The organism is Flavobacterium sp. N502536, from assembly GCF_025947345.1.
Lineage (GTDB): Bacteria > Bacteroidota > Bacteroidia > Flavobacteriales > Flavobacteriaceae > Flavobacterium.
This window is the reverse complement of the sequence record NZ_CP110011.1, coordinates 834,609-857,295: the sequence shown is the minus strand read 5'-3', so window position 1 is coordinate 857,295 and position 22,687 is coordinate 834,609. Positions and strand designations below refer to the sequence as shown.

24 protein-coding genes and 1 tRNA gene are annotated in these 22,687 nt (G+C 35.9%); 9 read left to right on the top strand and 16 right to left on the bottom strand.

Going from position 1 to position 22,687, the window contains the following annotated elements; translation table 11 throughout:
- Positions 1–25 precede the first annotated feature (25 nt).
- The 7 genes from OLM61_RS03885 to OLM61_RS03855 all read right to left on the bottom strand — a co-directional run bounded on the left by OLM61_RS03885 (position 26) and on the right by OLM61_RS03855 (position 4,017).
- Positions 26–598, bottom strand: coding sequence for a pentapeptide repeat-containing protein (locus tag OLM61_RS03885; protein WP_264525178.1), 573 nt, complete (start codon positions 596–598; stop codon positions 26–28).
- 44 nt (positions 599–642) lie between these two features.
- Positions 643–843 (bottom strand): hypothetical protein, encoded by a 201-nt coding sequence (locus OLM61_RS03880; RefSeq protein WP_264525177.1) that lies wholly within the window; start codon positions 841–843, stop codon positions 643–645.
- Between the two features lie 71 nt (positions 844–914).
- Positions 915–1,838, bottom strand: a complete 924-nt coding sequence (locus OLM61_RS03875; RefSeq protein ID WP_264525176.1) for a helix-turn-helix domain-containing protein — start codon at positions 1,836–1,838, stop codon at positions 915–917.
- Positions 1,839–2,402, bottom strand: a complete 564-nt coding sequence (locus OLM61_RS03870) for a DUF6642 family protein (protein WP_173965236.1) — start codon at positions 2,400–2,402, stop codon at positions 1,839–1,841.
- A 212-nt stretch (positions 2,403–2,614) separates the two neighbouring features.
- Complete coding sequence (locus tag OLM61_RS03865; RefSeq protein ID WP_264525175.1) at positions 2,615–3,025, bottom strand: hypothetical protein; 411 nt, start codon at positions 3,023–3,025, stop codon at positions 2,615–2,617.
- 545 nt (positions 3,026–3,570) lie between these two features.
- Complete coding sequence (locus tag OLM61_RS03860) at positions 3,571–3,828, bottom strand: hypothetical protein (RefSeq protein ID WP_264525174.1); 258 nt, start codon at positions 3,826–3,828, stop codon at positions 3,571–3,573.
- 115 nt (positions 3,829–3,943) lie between these two features.
- Positions 3,944–4,017: transfer RNA gene (locus OLM61_RS03855), tRNA-Met, on the bottom strand.
- A gap of 155 nt (positions 4,018–4,172) precedes the next feature.
- On the opposite strand from OLM61_RS03855, the gene OLM61_RS03850 reads away from it, so the two are divergent.
- Positions 4,173–4,565, top strand: coding sequence for an START-like domain-containing protein (locus OLM61_RS03850; RefSeq protein WP_026984135.1), 393 nt, complete (start codon positions 4,173–4,175; stop codon positions 4,563–4,565).
- Between the two features lie 55 nt (positions 4,566–4,620).
- Positions 4,621–5,460, top strand: a complete 840-nt coding sequence (locus OLM61_RS03845; RefSeq protein ID WP_264525173.1) for an aminotransferase class IV — start codon at positions 4,621–4,623, stop codon at positions 5,458–5,460.
- Here the strand turns inward: OLM61_RS03845 and OLM61_RS03840 are convergent.
- The 6 genes from OLM61_RS03840 to OLM61_RS03815 form a co-directional block, all read right to left on the bottom strand.
- Positions 5,457–6,017 (bottom strand): YqgE/AlgH family protein, encoded by a 561-nt coding sequence (locus OLM61_RS03840; protein WP_173965240.1) that lies wholly within the window; start codon positions 6,015–6,017, stop codon positions 5,457–5,459. The two genes, OLM61_RS03845 and OLM61_RS03840, sit on opposite strands and share 4 nt — an antisense overlap.
- Positions 6,018–6,145: 128 nt before the next feature.
- Positions 6,146–6,418, bottom strand: a complete 273-nt coding sequence (locus OLM61_RS03835; protein ID WP_017498096.1) for an HU family DNA-binding protein — start codon at positions 6,416–6,418, stop codon at positions 6,146–6,148.
- A 179-nt stretch (positions 6,419–6,597) separates the two neighbouring features.
- Complete coding sequence (fmt, locus tag OLM61_RS03830) at positions 6,598–7,545, bottom strand: methionyl-tRNA formyltransferase (RefSeq protein ID WP_264525172.1); 948 nt, start codon at positions 7,543–7,545, stop codon at positions 6,598–6,600.
- Positions 7,545–9,440 carry an ATP-dependent DNA helicase RecQ gene (locus tag OLM61_RS03825; protein WP_264525171.1) on the bottom strand — a complete coding sequence of 632 codons (1,896 nt, stop codon included), beginning with the start codon at positions 9,438–9,440 and terminating at the stop codon, positions 7,545–7,547. The genes fmt and OLM61_RS03825 overlap by 1 nt, the downstream gene beginning before the upstream one ends.
- 65 nt (positions 9,441–9,505) lie before the next feature.
- Positions 9,506–10,039, bottom strand: a complete 534-nt coding sequence (locus OLM61_RS03820; protein ID WP_264525170.1) for an ATP-binding protein — start codon at positions 10,037–10,039, stop codon at positions 9,506–9,508.
- A 154-nt stretch (positions 10,040–10,193) separates the two neighbouring features.
- The gene (locus OLM61_RS03815) at positions 10,194–11,111 is read right to left on the bottom strand and encodes an alpha/beta hydrolase family protein (protein ID WP_264525169.1); all 918 of its coding nucleotides are present in this window, start codon (positions 11,109–11,111) and stop codon (positions 10,194–10,196) included.
- A 292-nt stretch (positions 11,112–11,403) separates the two neighbouring features.
- Between OLM61_RS03815 and OLM61_RS03810 the strand changes: the two genes are divergently transcribed.
- The 4 genes from OLM61_RS03810 to OLM61_RS03795 all read left to right on the top strand — a co-directional run bounded on the left by OLM61_RS03810 (position 11,404) and on the right by OLM61_RS03795 (position 14,905).
- Complete coding sequence (locus OLM61_RS03810) at positions 11,404–11,700, top strand: DUF493 domain-containing protein (RefSeq protein WP_264525168.1); 297 nt, start codon at positions 11,404–11,406, stop codon at positions 11,698–11,700.
- A gap of 3 nt (positions 11,701–11,703) precedes the next feature.
- A complete protein-coding gene (locus OLM61_RS03805; RefSeq protein WP_264525167.1) occupies positions 11,704–12,426 on the top strand; it encodes a DUF4290 domain-containing protein in 723 nt (240 codons plus the stop codon).
- Positions 12,427–12,625: 199 nt separating this feature from the next.
- Positions 12,626–13,939: a UDP-N-acetylglucosamine 1-carboxyvinyltransferase gene (gene murA / locus OLM61_RS03800; RefSeq protein ID WP_264525166.1), complete on the top strand. Its 1,314-nt coding sequence runs from the start codon at positions 12,626–12,628 to the stop codon at positions 13,937–13,939.
- An 87-nt stretch (positions 13,940–14,026) separates the two neighbouring features.
- The gene (locus OLM61_RS03795; RefSeq protein WP_264525165.1) at positions 14,027–14,905 is read left to right on the top strand and encodes a cation diffusion facilitator family transporter; all 879 of its coding nucleotides are present in this window, start codon (positions 14,027–14,029) and stop codon (positions 14,903–14,905) included.
- Between the two features lie 191 nt (positions 14,906–15,096).
- Here OLM61_RS03795 and OLM61_RS03790 read toward each other — a convergent pair whose 3' ends face one another.
- The 3 genes from OLM61_RS03790 to OLM61_RS03780 form a co-directional block, all read right to left on the bottom strand.
- Positions 15,097–17,586 (bottom strand): DUF5686 and carboxypeptidase regulatory-like domain-containing protein, encoded by a 2,490-nt coding sequence (locus tag OLM61_RS03790; protein ID WP_264525164.1) that lies wholly within the window; start codon positions 17,584–17,586, stop codon positions 15,097–15,099.
- 260 nt (positions 17,587–17,846) lie between these two features.
- On the bottom strand, positions 17,847–18,260 hold the full coding sequence (gene aroQ, locus OLM61_RS03785) for a type II 3-dehydroquinate dehydratase (RefSeq protein WP_264525163.1): 414 nt from the start codon (positions 18,258–18,260) through the stop codon (positions 17,847–17,849).
- Between the two features lie 149 nt (positions 18,261–18,409).
- Positions 18,410–18,976: a porin family protein gene (locus OLM61_RS03780; protein WP_264525162.1), complete on the bottom strand. Its 567-nt coding sequence runs from the start codon at positions 18,974–18,976 to the stop codon at positions 18,410–18,412.
- A gap of 426 nt (positions 18,977–19,402) precedes the next feature.
- Between OLM61_RS03780 and OLM61_RS03775 the strand changes: the two genes are divergently transcribed.
- The 3 genes from OLM61_RS03775 (at position 19,403) to OLM61_RS03765 (ending at position 22,629) form a co-directional block, all read left to right on the top strand.
- Positions 19,403–19,984, top strand: coding sequence for a porin family protein (locus OLM61_RS03775; protein ID WP_264525161.1), 582 nt, complete (start codon positions 19,403–19,405; stop codon positions 19,982–19,984).
- A 77-nt stretch (positions 19,985–20,061) separates the two neighbouring features.
- Positions 20,062–20,958, top strand: coding sequence for a site-specific tyrosine recombinase XerD (xerD, locus tag OLM61_RS03770; protein WP_264526356.1), 897 nt, complete (start codon positions 20,062–20,064; stop codon positions 20,956–20,958).
- 150 nt (positions 20,959–21,108) lie between these two features.
- Entirely contained in the window at positions 21,109–22,629 is a 1,521-nt protein-coding gene (locus OLM61_RS03765; RefSeq protein WP_264525160.1) for a sensor histidine kinase, read from the top strand.
- Positions 22,630–22,687: the final 58 nt, after the last annotated feature.

The window sequence follows — 22,687 nt, the reverse complement described above, 5'->3', positions numbered from 1 at the left end:
TTTTTGTTTAAGGCAATGAGGAAAATTATTCAATATCCAGATCAAACTTTTCTAACAAACCGGCAAGTGCGGCGTGAGATACTTTAGTTTTTTTGATTTTATTTTCTGAGGGGTCAAAAGCATAATTTCGTGACGTTCTAAAATCGGTTTTTTCCAAAAGGCATTCCACAAAAGTGGCATTGGCAAGATCACAGTTTTTAAAAACGGCATGCGACAAATCAGTATTTGAAAAATCAGAATCTTTTAAAGAGCAGTCGACGAAACTGGTTTTCTTTAGTTTTTTGTAGATAAAAGTGGAATAATCAAGGAGACAGTCCTGAAAAGACATCGAGAATAAAAAACTGTTGCAGGCACTAAAATCGAGACCCATTAATTTGCAGCCAATAAATTTGATGTTTTTAAGACCTGTATTTTTAAGGACCGCGAGTGAAAGATTACAGTTTTTAAAAGTGCAATCTGAAAAATCAATTGAAGTGAAATCGCTTTTGGAAAAGTTGCAATTGATAAAATCGCAGTTTACAAATTCGTTATCCGATAGTTTCTGATCAGAATAATCAATAGTGTCAAAGGTTTTGTTTTGATGCAAAGCGGTTTCCATACTAATAAATTGAGGGTGAAGAAAAGGGTTGGGGAAGTGTGATTTTATTCTAATTCGATACAGTCGAAAATCTCGTTCTTAAGAATCCTTTCTGTTATTTCTGTTTCACTGTCGATTCTTAAAATATTATCGCAGTCCTCCAGGTCAAAATTCCATATCGCATTGGGCAGCAATTCGTCAAGTAAGGCATTTGCGAATTCCAGCTTTGATTTTGTATCAATTGAAGTTTTGAAAACATAGATCATAAATTTGCTTTTTTTTACGGAGCAAATTTCAATAAATCCTTCTCTCTTTTATAGGATGCAAAAGGCAATAATTAGGACTTATCAATCAATTTTCGATATTGAATGGGAGTGATTCCTTCCTGTTTTTTGAAGAAACGGCTAAAGTAAGAATGATCCTCATGTCCTACCTGCATTGCAATTTCACTTACCGAAAAAGTAGTTTGGTATAGCAGGTATTTGGCTTCGGTTATAATGGTCTCATCAATCCATTTGGCTGCGGACTTACCCGTTGCCGATTTGACCGATTTGTTCAAATGGTTGGGTGTAATATTAAGCAAAGAAGCATAATGATTAACCTGATGCTGCGTTTTGATGTTCGCGTAAATGAGTTTTTTGAACTTTGCAGCAATAACAGCTGCGGCAGTACTGTTTTTCGAGGTTTTGGGAGCAGTTTTATTCATTTCAAAAAACAAAGCCATTAAATAAGCCTGAACAATATCAGAATTGTTGGTTTCCGATTCAAGATAGGCTGCCTGTAAGCGATTAAAGAGATTGATTATGAAATGAAAGTTGTCTTCAGAGACCATGATTTTAGGATTGCCTCCAATTTTAAGAAAATCAAAATCGTTTAACATTTCGCTGTTGCCGTACTTCCCGATTAAAACATCCGGATGAAACTGACAAATAAAACCAACGTGTTTGGTGTTAATGTGCTCGATAGAAAAAATCTGCCCGGCAGGAACGATGATCATTTCATTGGGATTGGTTTGGTATTCTTCGAAACCAATTTTTACAAAATGAACTCCCGAGGTTACAAAAATTATAGTATGACAGCTGTGTTTTGATGGAGGGACGGCATAACGAAGCTGCATCATTTCTTCTGTTTTTAAACAAAAAAAATGATCAGAATTCGATCTGAACAACAGTTGTATTGGATTTTCCGGTCCCAGAAACTTTTCCCGAAATCCTTTTGCACCGTATGTTTTTATCGTTCCGGCTGTCTTGTTTTTCATCATTTAATAATACAGTCTAAAATCGAGTAATTTGCACAGGGCATAGTGTTTTTGATAGAGCTCTTCTACGACTTCTGTGAGATCGTCATTTTCCTGATACAAACTAAAAAAAGCTTTGTCGATTGTACTGCAGCTGGCTATTTTGTTGTAGGTAGAGCCGTAGCCCGAAATAGCGCGTGCACCGGTAATGTCTAAAAAGTATTGTGCTTCGTCGTCGTTTAGATCAAGTACTTTTAAATTGGCAAAATGAATAATCTTTCCTTTCATTTTTCCTTCAAACAGCTCTGCAATTTCTTCCAGACTGTAATAGTAATCATGAAGGCAGATGTTATTAGGTTCGCCCGGCATTACTAAGTAGATAATCTCGTAATCCTTAAAATTATGATCTTCATAAAGTAACACATTTAAACTTTCTTCTAAGCTTTCAATCGTGTCACAGGTTTTGTAAATGCTGGCAATCCCCTGATCAATAGCTATCTCTTCCAGGTTTTTTACCACCTGGGTAACAGTGCTGTTCTCTACGTCAGGAACACCTTCAAGGCAGAAGATGAATTTTTCGTAATCCATACCATTGTGTTTTCCGGTTACTGATCTGTGATGAAAAGATCCCCTTGTTTTCGTTTTCACAAAAGTATTTTTAATTGTCGAAAAATTACCGTCGGAAAGGTATTTTAACGCATTTTTGACATTAAAGAAAGAAACGTAGATTCCGGAAATAAAAAATCCACTTTTAGTACATTAAAAATGGATTTTAAGATTGAGTTTCATTCTTTTGCCTTCTATGGATTTAAGTGAAGTTTTGTGATTAAAGAGTAAAGAGCGGGCGCAGGGTGATTTACTTTAATTGGAACCAACAGTTTTTGCCACCATTTTTGTTCTTCTATTATGGAAGGAGAAGGAGAAGGGTGATTGTAGTTGGTTGCGACAGCTACTCTTTTATGTCCGCACGCAGCACAAAATGTTGCATGTGGCGTTCGGTAAGGTTTAGTACAACTTTCACAAGGCGGGCCATAAAGATCAATTCGGTGGTGCATAATAGCATTAGGATCGGTTTCTTTAAATCCGGTTAATTGCTTATAATAATCAAGAAGTTCACTGAATCGCTCTGTCCTGGTCATATTACATTTTCCTTGTTCAAAGCCATCACGATAGAGTTTGGTTGCAATTCGGTATTCTTCTGTGTGTAACATAGGAACTTCCATTTTACAACGCCAACACCAAAGTTTTTCCATGGTTCGTTTTTTTAATGATTTTAATTTTATGGTTAGTGTGTTATAGTTTTCTTTTTGTGATTTTTATTCTTTTTATTTTGCTAAAATAGATTAGTTTTCAGAGAATAACTTACGGTTTCACGTACTTGGCAGCAAAATTCGTTTTTTAATACATTAATACACTAAGTAGAAATACCTGATTTTGCTTTGTGTTGCGAGGTGAAAGCCTGAGCATGAAAACACTTACCATATTTTGTGCCGCTTTTTTTAAAAGTAAGTACTTCTCTATGAAAAGTTTTATAGTGCATCGATTTGCTCTTGTCTTTTCGCGGTTTTTTTAATCGTTTCGGATACTGAAGTCAGAAGGGAGTGCTAATTGTAAAATCAGTTGTAGTAAGAAGATTTCTATAGATCTAAAACATTCTGTAGGGATCTAAAGAAAATAGAAAAGAGGAAACCTCACTTTTGAGACTTCCTCTTTTTAGAAAATAAATTTTAATCGTAAACCATAAACGGGCGATGGTTTATTCTTCCTGCTCTAAATTATCAGCAGCCGAAATCTGATCCAGTATATTGGTTTGATTGGGTGAAATATAGTTTTTTACTTCAGGAGAAGTTTCTTTTTTAAAAAGAAGGTCTAATGCATTATAAAGTCGTAATAAAACCTCTCTGTCTTCTTTTTCAATTTCTAAAGCAGTATTAAAATTAAAAACATAATTATTCGAATTGCGTACTTCTACTTTTATCGTTTTTGATGTGATTTTAAATTTAACTATATCCATATTGTTCGAATTGTAGGTGTTTTTTCTAAAATTTCTCACTCTAATTCGTTGCTTTAGAAGTGATAACTTTAAATAAAAAACCCTAATCAATTGATGATTAGGGTTTTGTTTTTTGTAGCGAGGACGGGAGTTGAACCCGTGACCTCAGGGTTATGAATCCTGCGCTCTAACCAACTGAGCTACCTCGCCAAGACTGCAAGTAGAACCGAGTTCCTCATTGCGGGTGCAAAGATAGAAATAATATTAAAGCATACAAGCATAAATTGAAGAAAAAAAAATATTTTTAAAAATGCATTGTTTTCGGACATATATTCTTATATTTCCAAAAAAATTAAAAGTAGCACATGGATCCAAAAATACGTTACGAAATCGAGTTTCCGATCAATTCTTCGCCACAATTATTGTATCAATATATATCAACACCATCTGGTTTATCTGAATGGTTCGCCGACAATGTAAACTCAAGAGGAGAATTCTTTACCTTTATTTGGAATGATTCGCAGGAGAAAGCACGTTTGGCTTCCAAAAAAACAGGTGAGAAAGTCAAATTCAAATGGGTGGATGAGAGTAGTAAAGACACTGAATATTTTTTTGAACTGCATATCCTGGTGGATGAATTAACCAAAGATGTGTCGTTGATGGTAGTCGATTTTGCTGAAAAAGAAGAAGTAGGAGAAGCTAAACAATTGTGGGAGAATCAGATCTCGGATCTGAAACATCTTATCGGATCTGTTTAGTAAAATTCTATTTTATACCTTATATTTGCCCTGAACAAAATTCAGGGTTTTTTTTATGATCAATTTTAACGGAACTATAGTAGCAGAAGAAGAGAATGTATTAACTCAAAATCGTGCGTTTTTATACGGAGATGGTGTTTTTGAAACAGTAAAAATTGTCAATAATAAAATCTTGTTCCTTGAAGATCATTATTTCAGATTAATGGCTTCTATGCGTGTGGTTCGAATGGAAATTCCAATGAATTTTACCATGGAGTATTTTGAAGAGCAGCTTTTAAGTCTGGTGCAACAAAAAGGTATTTCGGCAGCTGCCAGAGCCAGAATTACAGTTTTTAGAAAGGAAGGCGGATTTTATTTGCCTAAAACGAATGAAGTTTCCTTTTTGATTCACGCAACCGCTCTTGAAAGCGTTCTATATGCTTTAAATACAGCTGAATACGAAGTGGATTTGTATAAAGACTTCTATGTGACCAAACAATTATTATCGTCTATTAAAACGACAAATAAGATGATAAATGTAACCGGAAGTATTTTTGCTCATGAAAATGGCCTGGCCAACTGTGTTTTGCTAAATGATACTAAAAATGTTGTTGAGGTATTACAAGGGAATTTGTTCATGGTTGTGGGGGAAAAACTAATTACCCCGCCAATTTCTGAAGGTTGTTTAAATGGAATAATGCGCAAACAGATTTTAGCTTTGGCTAAAAAAGTAGAAGGCATAGAAGTTGTAGAGGAGATAATTTCTCCGTTTGATCTTCAAAAAGCAGATGAATTATTTCTGACTAATGTAATCATGGGGGTACAGCCGATAACCAAATATCGAAAAAAAGAGTTTACTAGTAATTTGGCTCACTTATTAGTGCAAAAACTAAATGAATCCATTTCTGAAAATTAATTCAGATATGGATTTTCAGGTGCATTTGACCAAATAACATAGTCGCCTCCAAGTTCAATGATTTGCTCTTTCCAAAAATGGGTGGTCGATTTTCCGATAATTTTGTTTTTATAACTATTATCGGTGATGATCCAGGAATTTCCCTGCATTTCATTCTCAAGCTGATTTTCATCCCAACCCGTATATCCTAAGAAAAAACGAATGTTATTTTTACTGATAGATCCATCGTTTATTAGGTCCTTGGTGGATTCAAAATCGCCTCCCCAATAAATCCCGTTAGAAATCTCAACACTATTTGGGATTAGCTCAGGAATATTGTGGATAAAATAAAGGTTATCCTGTTCAACAGGACCTCCGTTATATATCTTGAAAGTGGCATCAATTTCAGGTATTAAGTCATTAATAGTATACTTTAAGGGTTTATTAATGATAAAACCTATTGATCCTTCTTTGTTATGGTCTGCTAATAAAATTACCGATCTATTAAATGATAAATCTCCAATTATAGAAGGCTCGGCAATAAGCAGGTGTCCTTTTTTTAATTTTTCTGAAATCATACGGCTACAATTTTTATTAAATTTAATCATAAAATTTCTAAAATCCCAAATAAAATCGTTAAACCGCATAAAAAAACCCTCCATAAGGAAGGTTTTGATTATATTATAAGTTAAGGGAACTTTCTTACTTAGTTCACTGCACCTTCTAATTCAGCTCCAGCTTTAAATTTTACTACATTTTTAGCAGCGATCTGAATTGTTTTTCCAGTCTGTGGGTTTCTACCGTCTCTAGCAGCTCTAGCAGATACTGACCATGATCCAAAACCTACTAACGAAACTCTACCACCTTTTTTCAAAGTAGCTCCTACGTTTCCTAAAAATGATTCTAAAGCTAATTTTGCCGCAGCTTTTGTGATTCCTGCATCAGCAGCGATAGCATCGATTAATTCTGATTTGTTCATAATATTAGTTATTAATTGTTGGTTAAAAAAAATTGTTAATACACAAATTTAGTAGGAAATCCGTTCCTTGCAAGTGTTTTCTTTAATTTTAGCAAAAATTGTTAATAACTTGCTTTTTTTGTTCATAAAGCGAGGCGTTAGCAGGTCAAAATCAGGTAGAAACCCCTGTTTTATTGAGCTTAATAGACTTTTGCCGTATCCGAAAAAGTGATGCCATTTAGCAATTCTGCCACCTGCATTCTTTTTTTTCCCGGCAGCTGTAAACTTAAAATTTGAATGTACCCATCCTGAACGGCAACTTTTATTTCTTTTTTACTGCAAATCAGGCTTCCGGTCTCATGTGAATGTGTTTCGGAAAGTAGTTTTGCTTCATATATTTTGATGCTTTGTTCTTCCTCTTTGTCTTTTAGGAAACACCAGGATGCAGGATACGGACTCAAACCACGAATCAGATTGTTGATTTCGGCTCCTGATTTTGTCCAGTCGATTTTGCAGTTTTCTTTGTTTAGTTTGTAGGCGGTTTTAATTTCGGCAGTATCTTCCTGGATAGTAGTTTTTACATTTCCGTTTTCAATCACTTTTAAAGTTTCAATAACGGTTTCGCTGCCTAATAACATCAGTCGGTCGTGTAGTTGCCCGGCATTTTCTTCCGGTTCAATTGCAATTTCCGAGTTTAGGATCATTGCTCCGGTATCTATTTTGTCATCTATAAAGAAGGTGGTAACTCCGGTTTTGGTTTCTCCGTTGATAATTGCCCAGTTGATAGGTGCTGCACCACGGTAATTTGGTAGTAAGGAAGCGTGAAGGTTAAATGTTCCAAGGCTTGGCATTTCCCAGACTACTTTTGGCAACATTCTAAAAGCTACCACAATTTGCAAATTGGCGTTCAGCGCTTTTAGTTCGGCTAAGAAACTTTCGTCTTTTAAATTCGTAGGCTGTAGTAAGGTCAGGTTGTTTGCCAGTGCATATTCTTTTACTGCAGAGTATTTTATTTTTTGTCCACGCCCTGCAGGTTTGTCTGCTGCAGTGATCACGCCAACAACGTCGTAATTGTTTTTAAGAATGGTATCCAGAATGCCAACAGCAAATTCCGGAGTTCCCATGAAAATAATTCTCAATTTTTCCATTATGATTTTAAAGTGTATTTATTATTCGCCAGTACGGTGATATGATTGTTTTCTAATAATTCCTGAAGCACCACAATAATGTCGTTGGCGTCCAGTTTGATCTGAGTCTGAATTTCTCTGGAGGTTAAAGTGGTTGATTTTAATAAATGCAGAATTTTATCGGCAATCGAATCAGCTTCTGTAATTTTTCCTTTTCGAGTAATACAATAGGAGCAAACGCCACAGTTTTCAGTGGTTTCTTCTCCGAAGTAATCCAGAATCAGTCGGTTTTTGCAGGTCTTGCTCTCTTTTATATAATAGAGAACAGCCGAAAGTTGTTCTTTTTTGAGCTCATTCTGTTTTTCCAGGTATTTTGAAACGCGGTTTATGGTGAGTTCATCCTCACGAACTTCGTTAAATAATATAGTCGCGTCGTTGTTTTTGGCTTTGTATTCAATGATTTCTTTTCCTTTTAGTTTTTCTAAAAGAGTAGCAACCTGTTCTTCTGTGTGCTGTGATTTTTTTGCAATTAGCGAAAGATTAAATGGTGTTTTCATTTCGCAAACTCCAGGATACGTTCTTAAAATCGTCAATATGATTTCTTCGTCATTTGGATTCAGACTCGTATAGCGAATCACTTCTTTTGATTCAATTAAAAATTGCAGGGTGATTTTTTCTGAAAATTCCTGTGTCATAGTAATGATTCCCTGCTGGTTTAAAAACTGTAAGGCATTGTAGGTTTTTAGGGTAGGGAAGTCGTATTTGTTGCAAAAATGATTCAGTTTGAAAGAAAAGGAATCGTCTAAGCCTTCTCCGTAAGCAATTTGAAAATAAGTACAGAGTTTGATGTACATGGTTTTCAGAAACTTCTTATCGGGTAAGATGCTTAAAAACTGCTGTTCAGTCTGGTTGGCATCTGAATTATTGAAAAGCAATACCGAGAAAGCTTTTTCTCCATTTCGGCCTGCTCTTCCGGATTCCTGATAATAGTTTTCCAGGTTTTCGGGGAGCTGTGTGTGGATAACCGTTTTTACATTGTCTTTGTCGATTCCCATTCCAAACGCATTGGTGGCTACAATAACCTGCGTTTGTTCCGACATCCACAACTGCATGTTTTTGTCTTTTTCTTTAGGCGAAAGTCCACCGTGGTAATAAGTTGCGGTGAATCCTAACGATTGGAGTTGTGTTGACAGGTTCAGGCACGATTTTCGGTTTCGTACATATATAATAGAAGGCTGCGGGTTTTTCTTTAAGATTTGTTCGGTGCGGTACAGTTTGTCTTCCACTTCGAAGACCATGTAAGCAATGTTTTTTCTTTCAAAAGATTGCTGAAAAAAGAGGGGGTCTTTGAGTCCTAGCTCTGTTTTAATGTCTTCAATGACTCTTGGAGTTGCTGTTGCCGTCAGAGCTAAAAAAGGAATTTTTGGAAAATACTTCTTGAGTTCTGAAATTTTGAGGTAAGCCGGGCGAAAATCGTGTCCCCATTGAGAAACACAATGGGCTTCGTCGATTGCAATTAAATTAATGGGAAGGTTTTTAATGCGTTCCAATATCCAGTCCGATTGAAGTCTTTCGGGAGAAAGGTATAAAAACTTGTAATTTCCGTATTGGCAATTATCGAGTAGATCAATAATTTCTTCGGTATGTATGCCTCCAGTAAGCGCAATCGCTTTTATGTTGCGTTTCTGCAGGTTGGCTACCTGATCCTTCATTAGGGCGACCAAAGGCGAAATGACTAAACAAACGCCTTCCTTCATCATAGACGGAACCTGAAAACAAATCGATTTCCCTCCACCTGTGGGGAGTAATGCAAAAGTGTCCTGGCCATTCAAAACGGAGTCAATAATCTCCTTTTGTAACGGTCTAAAACTGTCGTGTTTCCAGTATTTTAAGAGAATTTCTTGCGCTTCTGGCATTGGTCCTGTTTTAAAGTTAAAAAATTTAGAAATCAGTTTCTAGTTTTACAACTTTAAACATATGCCTAAATTTTATCTAAGATATAAAGAATTCTGTTCTCAACCGTATCTTTAGGTACTTCAATTAAGTCGTAACCGTATTTTTTATAGGTATCAACAAGATGTTTCTGAATTTTTTGTGCCTGATCAAAATTCTCGTAACGCTCTGCGTCGCTCTCGTAAATTTCTTCCCAGGGTGGTAAAATAAAAGTTTTAGTATATTTAAAATCCTCACAGGCCTTTGCAAAACTCTCCGGATAATCATCATTGATATAATCCATATAAGCCACGACATCGGGAATTCCACGGTCGATAAAAACTACATTGTGAGGTTCTTCATTTGCGTCTTCGAATTGTTTAATTCGGCCATTCAATAGCATTTCGCTAAACAATAAAGGTTGTTCCAAAAATAATTGATCGATGCCTCTTTGTTGTGCTTCGAGTGTAACTTGTCTTGAAATTTCAGGGTAACAGCAGTAGCCACGAGCTACCAATTCGTTGATAAGAGTAGATTTTCCCGTTCCCGGGCCACCAATGAGAACTATAATTTGTTTTTGCACTTTCTAAAAATAAAGCGCAAATTTACCTAAACTTATTGGTATTTAAAAAGATTATTTTGCCTTAAGCGGACGATTTCGCAATTTTAAGAAATAAAAGTCCTGCTCTTCGCTATGATCTTGTGATTTTAGGATTAAATTTCGCTACCTAAAACAATCACTCACAAAATAAATATTTTCCGGAATTTACATCTTTCTTTTTTGAAGGGATGATAATATGCGATTTAAATTTCTTTCCTTTTAAAACATCGTTTACAAAATCCAGAACATATTGTTTTCCGTCGTGAAAAAGGTAGCCGGAAAATTCATGCCCACCGCCACAAAATGTAATAAGTTCAATATCTTTATGAAGGTCCTTCATTTGGTTGTACACCGCATAGGAACCAAACAAAATTAACCAGCCTGAAGCATTGGTAGGGCAGGAGCGATGTGAACCTGCGCTATAAGGAACCGTTGTGTCGTTATTTCCGTGCGCCAGTAACATTGGAATTGCTTTTTCTTTGGTGATTAAATTGATATCCATAATGGCTCCGGAGCCTCCAATGAAACCGGAGTATTTGAAATTTTCGGGTAAATTGCTGGCGTATAAATTCATGAGTTTGTAATCCCAAAAAGAGGCATGAAAGCCAATTTCGGCACCCGCACTGATTCCGGAAATAAAGAATTTGGAAGTATCGAGATTGTACTGATTTGCATGCTGAATTAAAAACGAAGTAGCCTGCCACATATCGCTAACGCCCATTTGAATGGCTTTTATTTTTTCGGTTAAAGTTCCTTTGCAGCCAAAATCACTTCCTTTCATGTACAGGGTATAGGAAATGCTGGCAACCGCGTAGCCGTTTTTTGCCATAAACAGTCCGAAATCTTTTTCACTTGTGCGTTCTCCACCAGAAAATCCGCCACCAAAAGCAAAAAGGATCAAGGGTGTTTTTTCGTTTGTTTTCTTTTGAGGCAAGTATAAATCTAAATCCAGTTTGATCGTGTCATTTTGGAAGTAAGTCATGGTTTTAACTTCCTGTGCTTTCATTGAATTAAATATAAAAGTAACCAGAAGAAGGAAAATGCGCGTTTTCATGGTAATGTGTTTTGAATCATGCAAAGTCGGGAAGGTGCAAAGTCAAATTATAGAAAATGTGAAAAAAACTTTGCGATTCCGTGACTTTGCGAGCAAATTTCTTTGCGATGAATTCCCAAATATAAGATGAAATTTGACAAAGAGATAATGTTGTAAAGTTTTTTTCTCTGCACCTTTCAACTGCTGTAACTTTGCTCCTTTAAAACAAAGTTTTAAGTCTGAAAAAAATCTAAAATCTAAAATCGAAAGTCTGAAATCAAAACCGTATATTTGCGTTTATTTTTAATTACGAATGGAGAACGATAAAGAAAAAAACACCGCTGAATTTTACGAGAGATTAAAAGTTGAGTTAGACAATTCAAATACCTGGCCAGCAGAATACTTGTATAAATTCATTGTACCTTCAGTAGACGATAATGTAGAGCGCGTTGAAAAAGCTTTTAACAATATGGGTGCGGTTATCAAAACAACAAAGTCGAAAACCGGTAAATTTACCAGTGTTTCTGTTGATGTTACCATGCATAGTGCTGACGAAGTGATTGGCAAATACAAAGAAGTTTCTACCATAGAAGGTATAGTTTCATTATAACTTATGAACGAAAAATATAGAAAAGAAGTCGCGAATGATGTTGTTTTTAACTTAGAATATAATTCTGAAAGACAACGGTTAATCATTCCAGAATACGGTCGTCATTTGCAAAAACTGATTGATCAGGCTACTGCAATTGAAGATGCTGAAACGCGTAACAAAGCTGCGAAATACATTATTCAGGTAATGGGAAGTCTGAATCCGCACTTGCGTGATGTACCGGATTTTCAACATAAATTATGGGATCAGCTTTTTATCATGTCTGATTTTAAATTGAATGTTGAATCGCCATATCCAATTCCGTCCCGCGATGTTCTACAGTTAAAACCGGACGTTTTACAGTATCCGCAGAATTTTCCAAAATACAGATTTTATGGTAATAATATCAAGTATATGATAGATGTTGCGAATAAATGGGAAGATGGCGAGATGAAAAATGCATTGGTATTGGTCATTGCCAATCACATGAAAAAGTCTTACCTGAGCTGGAACAAAGATACTGTTAAAGACGATGTGATTTTTGAGCATTTGTATGAGTTGTCGGGAGGTAAAATCAATTTGTTGCAAAGCACGGAGGAGCTTTTAAATACAACCGATTTGTTGCGTACCAACAAACGTATGTCCAACAAAATTACGCCGCCAGGACAGCCAAAAATCCAAAGCAATAAAAACAATAAAGGGCCAGGAAAAACGAAGCCTTTTCAGAAAAATAATAATCAGAAATAAGAAAGGAGCTAAGTGTCTAAGGGGCTAAGGTTCTAAGTTTTTTCTCTTAAAAAACTAGTGCTTTAGGGCCTCAAACTTAGAACCTAAAATAAATAAATAAAAAAGTTGCTAAGTATCTAAGAAGCTAAGTTGCTAAGTCTTTTTTTAAGAAAAACTTAGAACCTTAGAACCTCAGTAACTCAGAACCTAAAAAAGAAATATGGGAATTTTTAAAATCGAAGGAGGAATTCCTTTAAAAGGAGAAATCACTCCGCAAGGAGCAAAAAACGAAGCATTACAAATTTTATGTGCCGTGCTTCTAACAGGAGAAAAGGTGAGAATTAATAATATTCCCGATATTATTGACATTAATAAACTAATCACTTTATTAGGTAATTTAGGAGTTAAAATTCAACGAAATGAGCCGGGTTCGATTACGTTTCAGGCAGATGAAGTTAACGTTGGATATTTGGAAACAGAAGCTTTCAAAAAAGAAGGTGGAGCACTTCGTGGTTCTATTATGATTGTTGGGCCACTTTTGGCTCGTTTTGGTAAAGGATATATTCCAAAACCAGGAGGGGATAAAATTGGACGTCGTAGATTAGATACTCACTTTGAAGGTTTTATTAACCTTGGAGCAAAATTCAGATACAACAGAGAAGATCATTTTTATGGAGTAGAATCTCCTGCAGAAGGTCTTACCGGAACAGATATGTTACTTGATGAAGCATCGGTAACCGGAACGGCAAACATTGTGATGGCAGCTGTTTTGGCTAAAGGAAAAACTACCGTTTACAATGCTGCTTGTGAGCCTTATTTACAGCAGTTGTGTAAAATGCTAAACTCTATGGGAGCTAAAATTACCGGAGTTGGTTCGAATTTACTAACGATCGAAGGTGTTGAAAGCCTTGGCGGATGCGAGCACAGAATTCTTCCGGATATGATTGAAATCGGTTCCTGGATTGGTCTTGCAGCGATGACTAAAAGCGAAATTACAATCAAAAATGTAAGCTGGGAAAATTTAGGTTTAATTCCAAACACCTTTAGAAAACTTGGTATTACTATTGAAAAACGCAATGACGATATTTACATTCCTGCTCATAAAGATGGGTATGAAGTAAAAACAGATATTGATGGTTCTATTTTGACAATTGCCGATGCACCTTGGCCAGGATTCACTCCTGATTTATTGAGTATCGTTTTGGTGGTGGCAACACAGGCAAAAGGTGATGTTTTAATTCACCAGAAAATGTTTGAAAGCCGTTTGTTTTTCGTAGATAAATTAATTGATATGGGAGCAAAAATTATGTTATGCGATCCGCACAGAGCGGTGGTTATGGGACATAATTTTGAGTCTCAACTGAAAGCAACAACAATGTCGTCTCCTGATATTCGTGCGGGGATCTCGTTATTGATCGCAGCTCTTTCAGCAAAAGGAACAAGTACTATCCAAAATATCGAACAAATTGACCGTGGATACGAGCGTATCGATGAGCGATTGAGAGCAATTGGAGCAAAAATCGTAAGAGCTTAAAAGAAAATTGCCACGAATTCACGAGTTAAAACAACGATTAAGATTGTGTATAATTTGTGAGTTCGTGACAAAAAAAAATGTCGTTAAATGACAGATGAACAAAAAGCTGTAAAAGCTACTTATTTCAGTATTATAGGAAACACCTGCTTAGCCATCTTAAAAGGGCTGGCAGGTTTTTTTGGCAATTCTTATGCCCTAATTGCCGATGCAATTGAATCTACTACTGATATCTTTTCGTCTTTTTTGGTTTTATTTGGAATCAAGTATTCCAACAAGCCTGCTGATGAGAATCACCCTTATGGTCATGGTCGTGCCGAACCTTTAATCACATTTTTGGTGGTTGGTTTTTTGATTACCTCGGCTACAATTATTGGATATGAAAGTATCGCTAATATTCAGACACCACACGATTTGCCAAAATCCTGGACGCTTTATGTTCTGGGAGCAATTATCATATGGAAAGAATATTCGTTTCGTTTGGTGATGAAACGAAGCAAACAAACCAATAGTTCGTCACTAGCGGCAGATGCCTGGCACCATCGCAGTGATGCGATTACTTCTGTTGCCGCATTTACCGGAATCTCAATCGCATTAATCATGGGGAAAGGGTATGAATCAGCAGACGATTGGGCGGCACTTTTTGCTGCTTTTTTTATCTTATACAACAGTTACAAAATTTTCAGACCGGCATTGGGTGAAATTATGGACGAAAATCTGAATGATGATTTAGTCGAAGAAATCCGTGTAAAGGCTTTAACCGTTCCCGGTATTTTGGGTACCGAAAAATGTTTCATCCGTAAAGCAGGAATGCGCTATCACGTAGACCTTCATGCCATAGTTTCGGCTAAGATTTCGGTGAAAGAAGGACACGAATTATCACACAAACTCCAGGATACCTTAAAAGAGAAAATTCCACAATTAGGCAATGTTCTGATTCATATTGAGCCGGATGATTATCATTGTTAAAAAAGGTTCAAAGGGGCAAAGGTTCAAAGGGGCAAAGGTCTATACTTTGCGGAGTTCTTGACTTCACTCGAACTGATACATATTGAAAAAATCCGTTTACTCTTGATAAAAGAGTAAACGGATTTTTTTATTTCAATCTTTGAGAAAGTTGCACAAAATCTTTGTCTCTCTGAACCTTTGCAACTTTGCACCTAGTCTAGTGCGTTCAGGATTTTCAATCCAAATACAATTCCATTTTGCTGGATTCCTCCCTGATAGGAATGTACATAATCCAGTCGGAAGATCTTAAACTTGCCAAATCCTAAATTGTCTAAACCAGCGGTAAACTCCGTGTAAGGTTTTCTGTCCGGTATGGCCAGTGAGTGAAAACCGATGTTCATGGTTGATTTTAAAAGATTCAAAATCGGGATTTTATTCATGATAAAACCTTTGTCGTTGTGCTCCAAATGCATTTCAAAATAACGGTCATTCGTACTGTTGGTATAATAAGGCATTAGGTTGAAAACATTCAGGTAACGGTCACTGGTTCCGATATGAGTCTGGTTTCCGTTAAAATGTTTGTAATCGATAAACGAAATATTATCAGCATTAAAGAATTTTGCGGCTTTAAAAGTCATGCCTAATACCCCTTTATTACCCAAAGATAAATCGTAGTACACCGCCGCTCCGATTTTTTCAAATTCATATTTCTTTTCGCTGGCGGCAAATGCTTTTTCAACAGACAAGAAAAGGGTTGGGAATTTATCGTCTTTAAAATTATATCTTCCGTCTGGTCTTGAAATGTATTTGTTTCCAAAGTTAATTCGGGCGCCTAAAGAAGTCTTAAACAAATGGTGCTGACTAAATGCCGGAGTCGTAAAATCGTTTGGTGCCAGTGGATTGTTTGACGAGTAGAAGTCCTCTTTTTTAAAGAAAGAATAATCGGTAGTGTTAAAAAGCGGTTTGCGCTGCTCGTAACCTACGTTTGCACTCAGGTTAACGCCATTTAGAACATTTTGCGAATAGTTAATCTGCGCAAACTCCAAATTGTACAGCTTCATATAATTGTCTTTAAAAAACAATGAGCTTACAGAATTGACCAGCTTACTGATTGGTTGAGCACCATTGAACTGGGCGACTTTCGTTCCTCCTGAAACTCTGATAAAAGCATAATTTATATTGTTGAATTTATGACTGAATTCGCCAGTAACTCTAAAGCGATCCTCTGAAAAACCATAATTAAAAGTGGTACTGATCGAAGTCGTTTTGCTTTCATCTTCACTCCACTTTTTAAAAGAGAAACCGGAATCTAAATTAAACCCCTGAACGGTATTAAAACTTAAAGAAGCCAAATTTAATACACCTTTATAGTCAAAAGAATGTCTTTTGAAAGTGTTTTTATAATCGTACCCCATTAGCAAATCAGTCACTTTAAACTTGTTGTTTTTGGCATCAACAGAGTCGGTGTATTTTTGAGATTTTCTAATAACGAGCAGACTATCTTTTTTGGTGTAATCGGTGCTTTCTTCGATCGTTAGCGGGATGGGACGAATGTTGTTCCAGAAAGCATCGTCTTTTTTGTTGGCATTAGGTTCAAAAGCAACCACTTCATTTCCGAATGTTTTCTTTTCAAAAGAGGCCGGAAACTCATAATTAGAATACACATAATTAAATTTTCCAGAGAACTTAATTCCAAAAATACCGGCTGTAAAATCTAAGGTCTGGGCATTTTTGATCCAGATTTTGTTTTTTGTATTGTAGCTAAAGCTTTGATTGAGGCTCATCACTTCTGTGAATTCGTTTTTCATGCGATAGCCTTTGATGTCCAGATCAATAGCATAAATAGCAAAACTGTCGTCGACTATGTAAATATAGCCTTCAAAAACAGGCTCTTTGTCACGTTTTGGAATTACCTTGATTTTATAAACCTGCTGCTTGTTGTCATCATAAAAAGAACCTTCGAGTTTGTATTTGTAATAGCTGAAGGCATTATCGGCAATAGGAGAAATGAGTTTTACATCGAAGTCTAAAGTATTTTCGTAAAAATCATAAGTCGACATTGAAGCGGTGTTATAGCTGTATCCCTTGTTGTTTCCTGAGATTTTAGAGGCAATAATTCGTTCTTTTAGTTTGTTGGGTTTTTCAAAAGTAATTTTGGAGATGGTTTCAGATAAATACAGAATTCCTGTTCCCGTTGAGTCCAAATTAGAAGCCATATCGTCACCCAGATCTACTTTTTTTCCCAGAATCTTCTTAGGCAAATCTTTCACCTTAAACATTCCTTTCGAATAGAAATCTGCGGTATATCGGGCAACTTTGTCGGAGTTGTCTTTTTTGCTGGCAATGGCACTTCTAATAATGGCGTTGGCAGGATTGTTTTTAGGGTCGATTACCACTTCGTTTAGAGCAAAGCTTTCTTCAGACATTTTTACATCCGGAAGTGTTGTTTTTGCATCGGCAGGAATCGTTATCTTTTGAGTCTTATACCCCAAATACTGGAAAACGATTTTGTTTTTGCCGGGTTCTTTTACCGTAAGTTGAAATTTACCCTGTTCGTTAGAAGTTGTTCCGCTATAGGTGTTTTCTTCAAAGATGGAAACAAAAGGCAAAGGAGCACCTTTTTCGTCGGTTACGGTTCCCTTAATTTGGGCGAAGTTTGAAATAGAAAAAAATAAAAAGGCGAGGAAAGTATAGTTTTTCATGTAAGTGTTTCTCTCACAAAAATAGAATAACTTAAAAATGAGCCTATTAAAAATTTGTTAAATTACAAGTTGCGAAATGTTAGCTGTAAAATGTCCGATGAACGATGTAAAATGTGTGATCTGAAACGTTTTATTTGTTTAAATTGTAAATCCAAAAACTAACGCATTTGGTAACGTTCCACGAATCAAAAATCGTTAATCAAATTATCAACTGGTAAATTTAAGCTGTTGCACACAGCTCTCATCTTACAGCTTACATATTACAAAAAAGATTGGATCGCCAATTCGTAACTTTTTAGTCCAAAACCAAGGATAACACCTTTGGCATTTCCGGATAAATAGGATTGATGTCTGAAACTTTCACGCGCGTAGGTGTTCGAAATATGTACTTCGATTACGGGAGTCGTAACAGCTTTCATGGCGTCTCCCAATCCGATAGACGTGTGGGTATAAGCTCCGGCATTCAGAATAATTCCGTCAAAAGTAAAACCGCATTCCTGAATTTTTCCAATCAATTCGCCTTCAATATTACTTTGGTAATAGGAAAGTTCAACGTTTGGAAATTTAGCCTGCAACGTTTCAAAATAATCTTCAAAAGTTTGACTTCCGTAAACTTCCGGTTCTCTTTTTCCTAAAAGATTCAAATTGGGTCCGTTGATGATGCAGATTTTCATGGGTTTAGTGTGATGTGTGAAATGTGAAATGTAATGCAATTGGTATTGCCATTGTCATTGCTATTGACTTTTGTCATTGCATAGCTGTAAAAATAAAAAAACCGTTCCAATTAATAGAACGGTTTTTGTAAAAGTATGTGATATATTTTTTAGAATAAGAATCCGGCAGATAGCTGAACTACTGAATTTCTAACATCTGCACTTGATGAAACATCTGTTAAACCTAAACTATAACGACCCTGAACAAAAATACTGTTAGTGATTTTTAATCCTAATCCGGCATTAAGAGCGAAGTCGAATGTGTTAGCATCATTAAATCTTACGTCGTCTTTTTGACTTACTAAGAAAGAAGCCTGTGGTCCAACTTCTAAACTTAATGATTTTGTCATATAAATTTTAGCCATTACAGGAACAGATAAATAAGCTAATTTGTTTTTAAAGTCTTGTTGAGCATCTTTAAATTTATAAGTTGCACCTTGAGTAGAATATAAAAGCTCTGGTTGAATAGAGAATTTTTCTAATAATTTAACTTCTGCAACTACACCAACGTGGTAGCTTGTGATACCTTCTTTGTCAAAAGCTACACCTTGTAATGATGCGTCTCCAGGTTGACTTGCAAAGTTAACCCCTGCTTTAACTCCAAATTGTACTAATTGAGCCTGAATTGTAGCTGAAGTTGCGATGAACAAAACAGCTGCTAAGATTATTTTTTTCATAAAAGTGTTTTTAAAATTGATGTTTTTAAATGTTATATATTAGTCAAAACTACAGAATTAGGATTTTATTGTTTTATATTTTGGTTTAAATAATTACTAAATTTCCCATGTTTGTTGATTTTTAGGCTGTAATTCACTCTATTTAAGAAGTTTATTGCGAATCTGTTTTTGCACTCAAAATTCAAAATTAATCAGATTTTTATTTCAAATTAAATTTTATAGCTGTTTTATTTAGTAAGTTTATTTTGATATTCGCGCTTTGATTTTATTCTTAAAATGGGACGGTAAAGCCTGCTAAATTAGGATATGTTTTTAGGTCTAAGAGCCTTAAGCTGTATTTACTATTTTATTTTCTTTAATGCAAGTTCATTTTTAATAAGGTTATCTTTATATTTGATCTCGAATAACCCAAAAAAACAAATTGTAATGAAAAGAATAATTTTGGCTGCTGTAGCAGTAATGGTATTTGGTTTTGCTAATGCGCAAAAAACTAGATTTGGAGTAAAAGGAGGTCTTAATATTTCAACAGTAGTTGGAGGTGATGTTGAAGACACTAAATCGCTTATAGGTTTTCACGTTGGAGGTTTTGCAGAAATTCATGTTGTTCAGCGATTTTTTATTCAGCCAGAGCTTTTGTTCTCGACTCAGGGAACTAAAGTTGATGGATTTTCAGGGAATGACGCTGATATTAAATTGAACTACTTGAACATTCCGGTAGTGGCTAAGTATTACATCATTGATAAAAAATTCAACGTTGAAGCTGGTCCACAGCTGGGTGTATTGTTATCGGCTAAAGCAGAAGGTAATGACATTAAAGATTTTACCAGATCAGTAGATCTTGGTTTTAACTTAGGAGCGGGATACAGTTTTACAGACAATCTTTCAGTAGGTCTTCGTTACACAATTGGTTTATCTCCTCTTTCGGATAAAGATATCGACAATTCAGACGATTATTATGACAGTGCTAAAAATAGTAACCTTGCGTTATCTTTAGCATACAAGTTCTAATTTTTGAAAAGAGTATTCAAGAACCTTCCTTAATCGGGAAGGTTTTTTTATGCCTAAAAATGTTTTACTTTGTGCCTATGAAATGGGACCGTTACATAAAAGATTATCAGTCGTATCTGCGCATCGAGAGAGGTTTGTCTAAAAACACTATCGAAAACTATGGTTTTGATATCGAACGGCTGTGTCTTTTTCTGGAATCGAACCGCATCGAAATTTCTCCGCTTAAAATTGATGATGAAACGGTACAGCAGTTTATTTATGCAGTTGCCAAAGAAGTCAACCCACGCTCGCAGGCGCGAATTATTTCGGGTCTGAAAAGTTTCTTTAATTATCTGGTATTTGAAGATTATAGAAATGACAGTCCGATGGAGTTGATTGAAACTCCCAAAACCGGAAGAAAACTGCCGGATACCTTATCGGTAAAAGAAATTGATGCACTTATTGCCGCAATTGATCTGAGTACTAACGAAGGCGAGCGCAATCGTGCGATGCTCGAAACTTTATACGGTTGCGGACTTCGGGTTTCCGAATTGGTTACTTTGAAAATTTCGGATTTATTTTTTGACGAAGGCTTTGTGAAAATTACCGGAAAAGGAAATAAAGAGCGTTTTGTTCCTGTGGGAAAAGTGACTCAAAAATACATACAGCTTTATCAGAAGGAAATTCGTGTGAATCTTAAAATAAAGAAAGGCTGTGAGGATACTTTGTTTTTAAACCGAAGAGGCAATCAGCTAACACGTGCCATGATTTTTACCATTATAAAAGATTTGACGGTGAAAATCAACCTGCATAAGAGTATTAGTCCGCATACACTAAGACATTCTTTTGCAACTCATTTACTCGAAAATGGTGCCGACCTAAGATCGATTCAGTTGATGTTAGGACATGAGTCTATTACGACTACTGAAATTTATGTGCATTTGGACAGGAGTTTTCTGAAAGAAGTAATGTTATCTTTTCATCCTAGGAAATAATTTTTGAAGCAGGAAGTCGTTTTTAAATCAAAAAGTAATATATTGTATAAAGTTTTGTGTTAATCAGCGAATAAAAGTGATTGTTTTAACTTTTATTTTAGCTATTGAGATCATTGTTTTAATATTTCAATCTACATAAATAAGTGATATATGGTTTTTGATTTATATGGAAATGAGAATTGCTTAGAGGTAAATAATTTTTATAAAAAATTGCTTGCCGAAATGCCGGATTTGCTGTTTCAGTTTGTTGTCGACAGCGAAAACAAGTATACTTTCCCCTTGGTCAGCAAGTCAGCTGATGCCATTTTTGAGCTTAGTGTAAAGGATTTTACCGATGACATTAAATTGGTTATTTACGATCGGATTTTTGTTCAGGATCGTGATCTCTTTTTTCAGTCTTTGGTCAAAGCACGTAAGGAAGTACAGCCCTGGAATGTTGAATTTAGAGCTCTTTTGCCTAAAAAAGGAATGCGTTGGTTTAAGGTTTCGGCCAAAACCGAACGGTCTCCTGACGGGCGGGTTAGTTTCTTCGGGCATGTTTCGGACATTACGGAACTAAAGGATAAAGAGGAAAAATTACGTATTTCCGAAGAACGATTTCAATTTGCTCTGGAGGCTTCGACGGCCGGAATTTGGGATTGGGATATGGTGACCAATACGGTCTTCTATTCGTCATTGTCCTTAAAGATCCTGGAGTTGGAATCGACTGATATTTTTGATGATCCGGAACGCTGGGATAAGATTGTGCATCCCGACGATCTTCCAAAATACTATTCCGATATTCAGGAACACTTTGATAATAAGATTCCCTATTACGAAAATTACCATCGCGTAATGACATCCAGTGGCAATTATAAATGGATTTTAGACCGCGGAAAGGTTATTGAAAGGGATGAGAACGGAAAACCATTGCGTGTAATTGGCACGCATACCGATGTTTCTTTGCAAAAAGAGAAAGAATTAGAACTCTTGAAAACAATGAAACTGTATAGTGATCAAAACAGCCGATTGGTAAACTTCTCGCATATTGTTTCGCACAATTTAAATACGCAGGCCGGAAATATAAAGTCTATTTTGGATTTTATAGATGCAGATGTGGATAAACAAACGGTTAACGAAATGTTAGAGCATTTGCGAACCGTTTCTAATGATTTGAACGATACGATTGCCAATTTAACGCAGATTGTTAAAACACAAAGTAATATCAATATTGCCGTAGCGCCTTTGAGGCTTTCGGAGTATATTGAGAAAACAATTTCAACCATTAAAGGTTATGATAAACAAACAAACGTTACGATTGTAAACAATGTTCCGAAGTATCTGACGATTAATTTTAATCCGGCTTATCTGGAAAGTGTTTTGCTGAATTTTACAACAAACGCGATCAAATATGCGCATCCGGACCGGGATCCTGTTGTGATCTTCGATTTTTCGATTGAACCCGAAGGATATAAATCGTTAAAGATTACAGACAACGGTTTAGGGATCGATTTAGCGGTTTATGGCGATCTGTTGTTCGGAATGTATAAAACCTTTCACAAACATCAGGAAGCGCGCGGAATTGGCTTGTATATTACCAGAAACCAGATCGAGGCGATGAAAGGAAGTATCTCAGTAGAAAGTAAAGTAGGAGTAGGAACGAGTTTTAAAATAATCTTTAACGATATTTAGAATATAGGAAATAGATACAAAAAAGAACGGCTATCATTTGATAGCCGTTCTTTTTTAT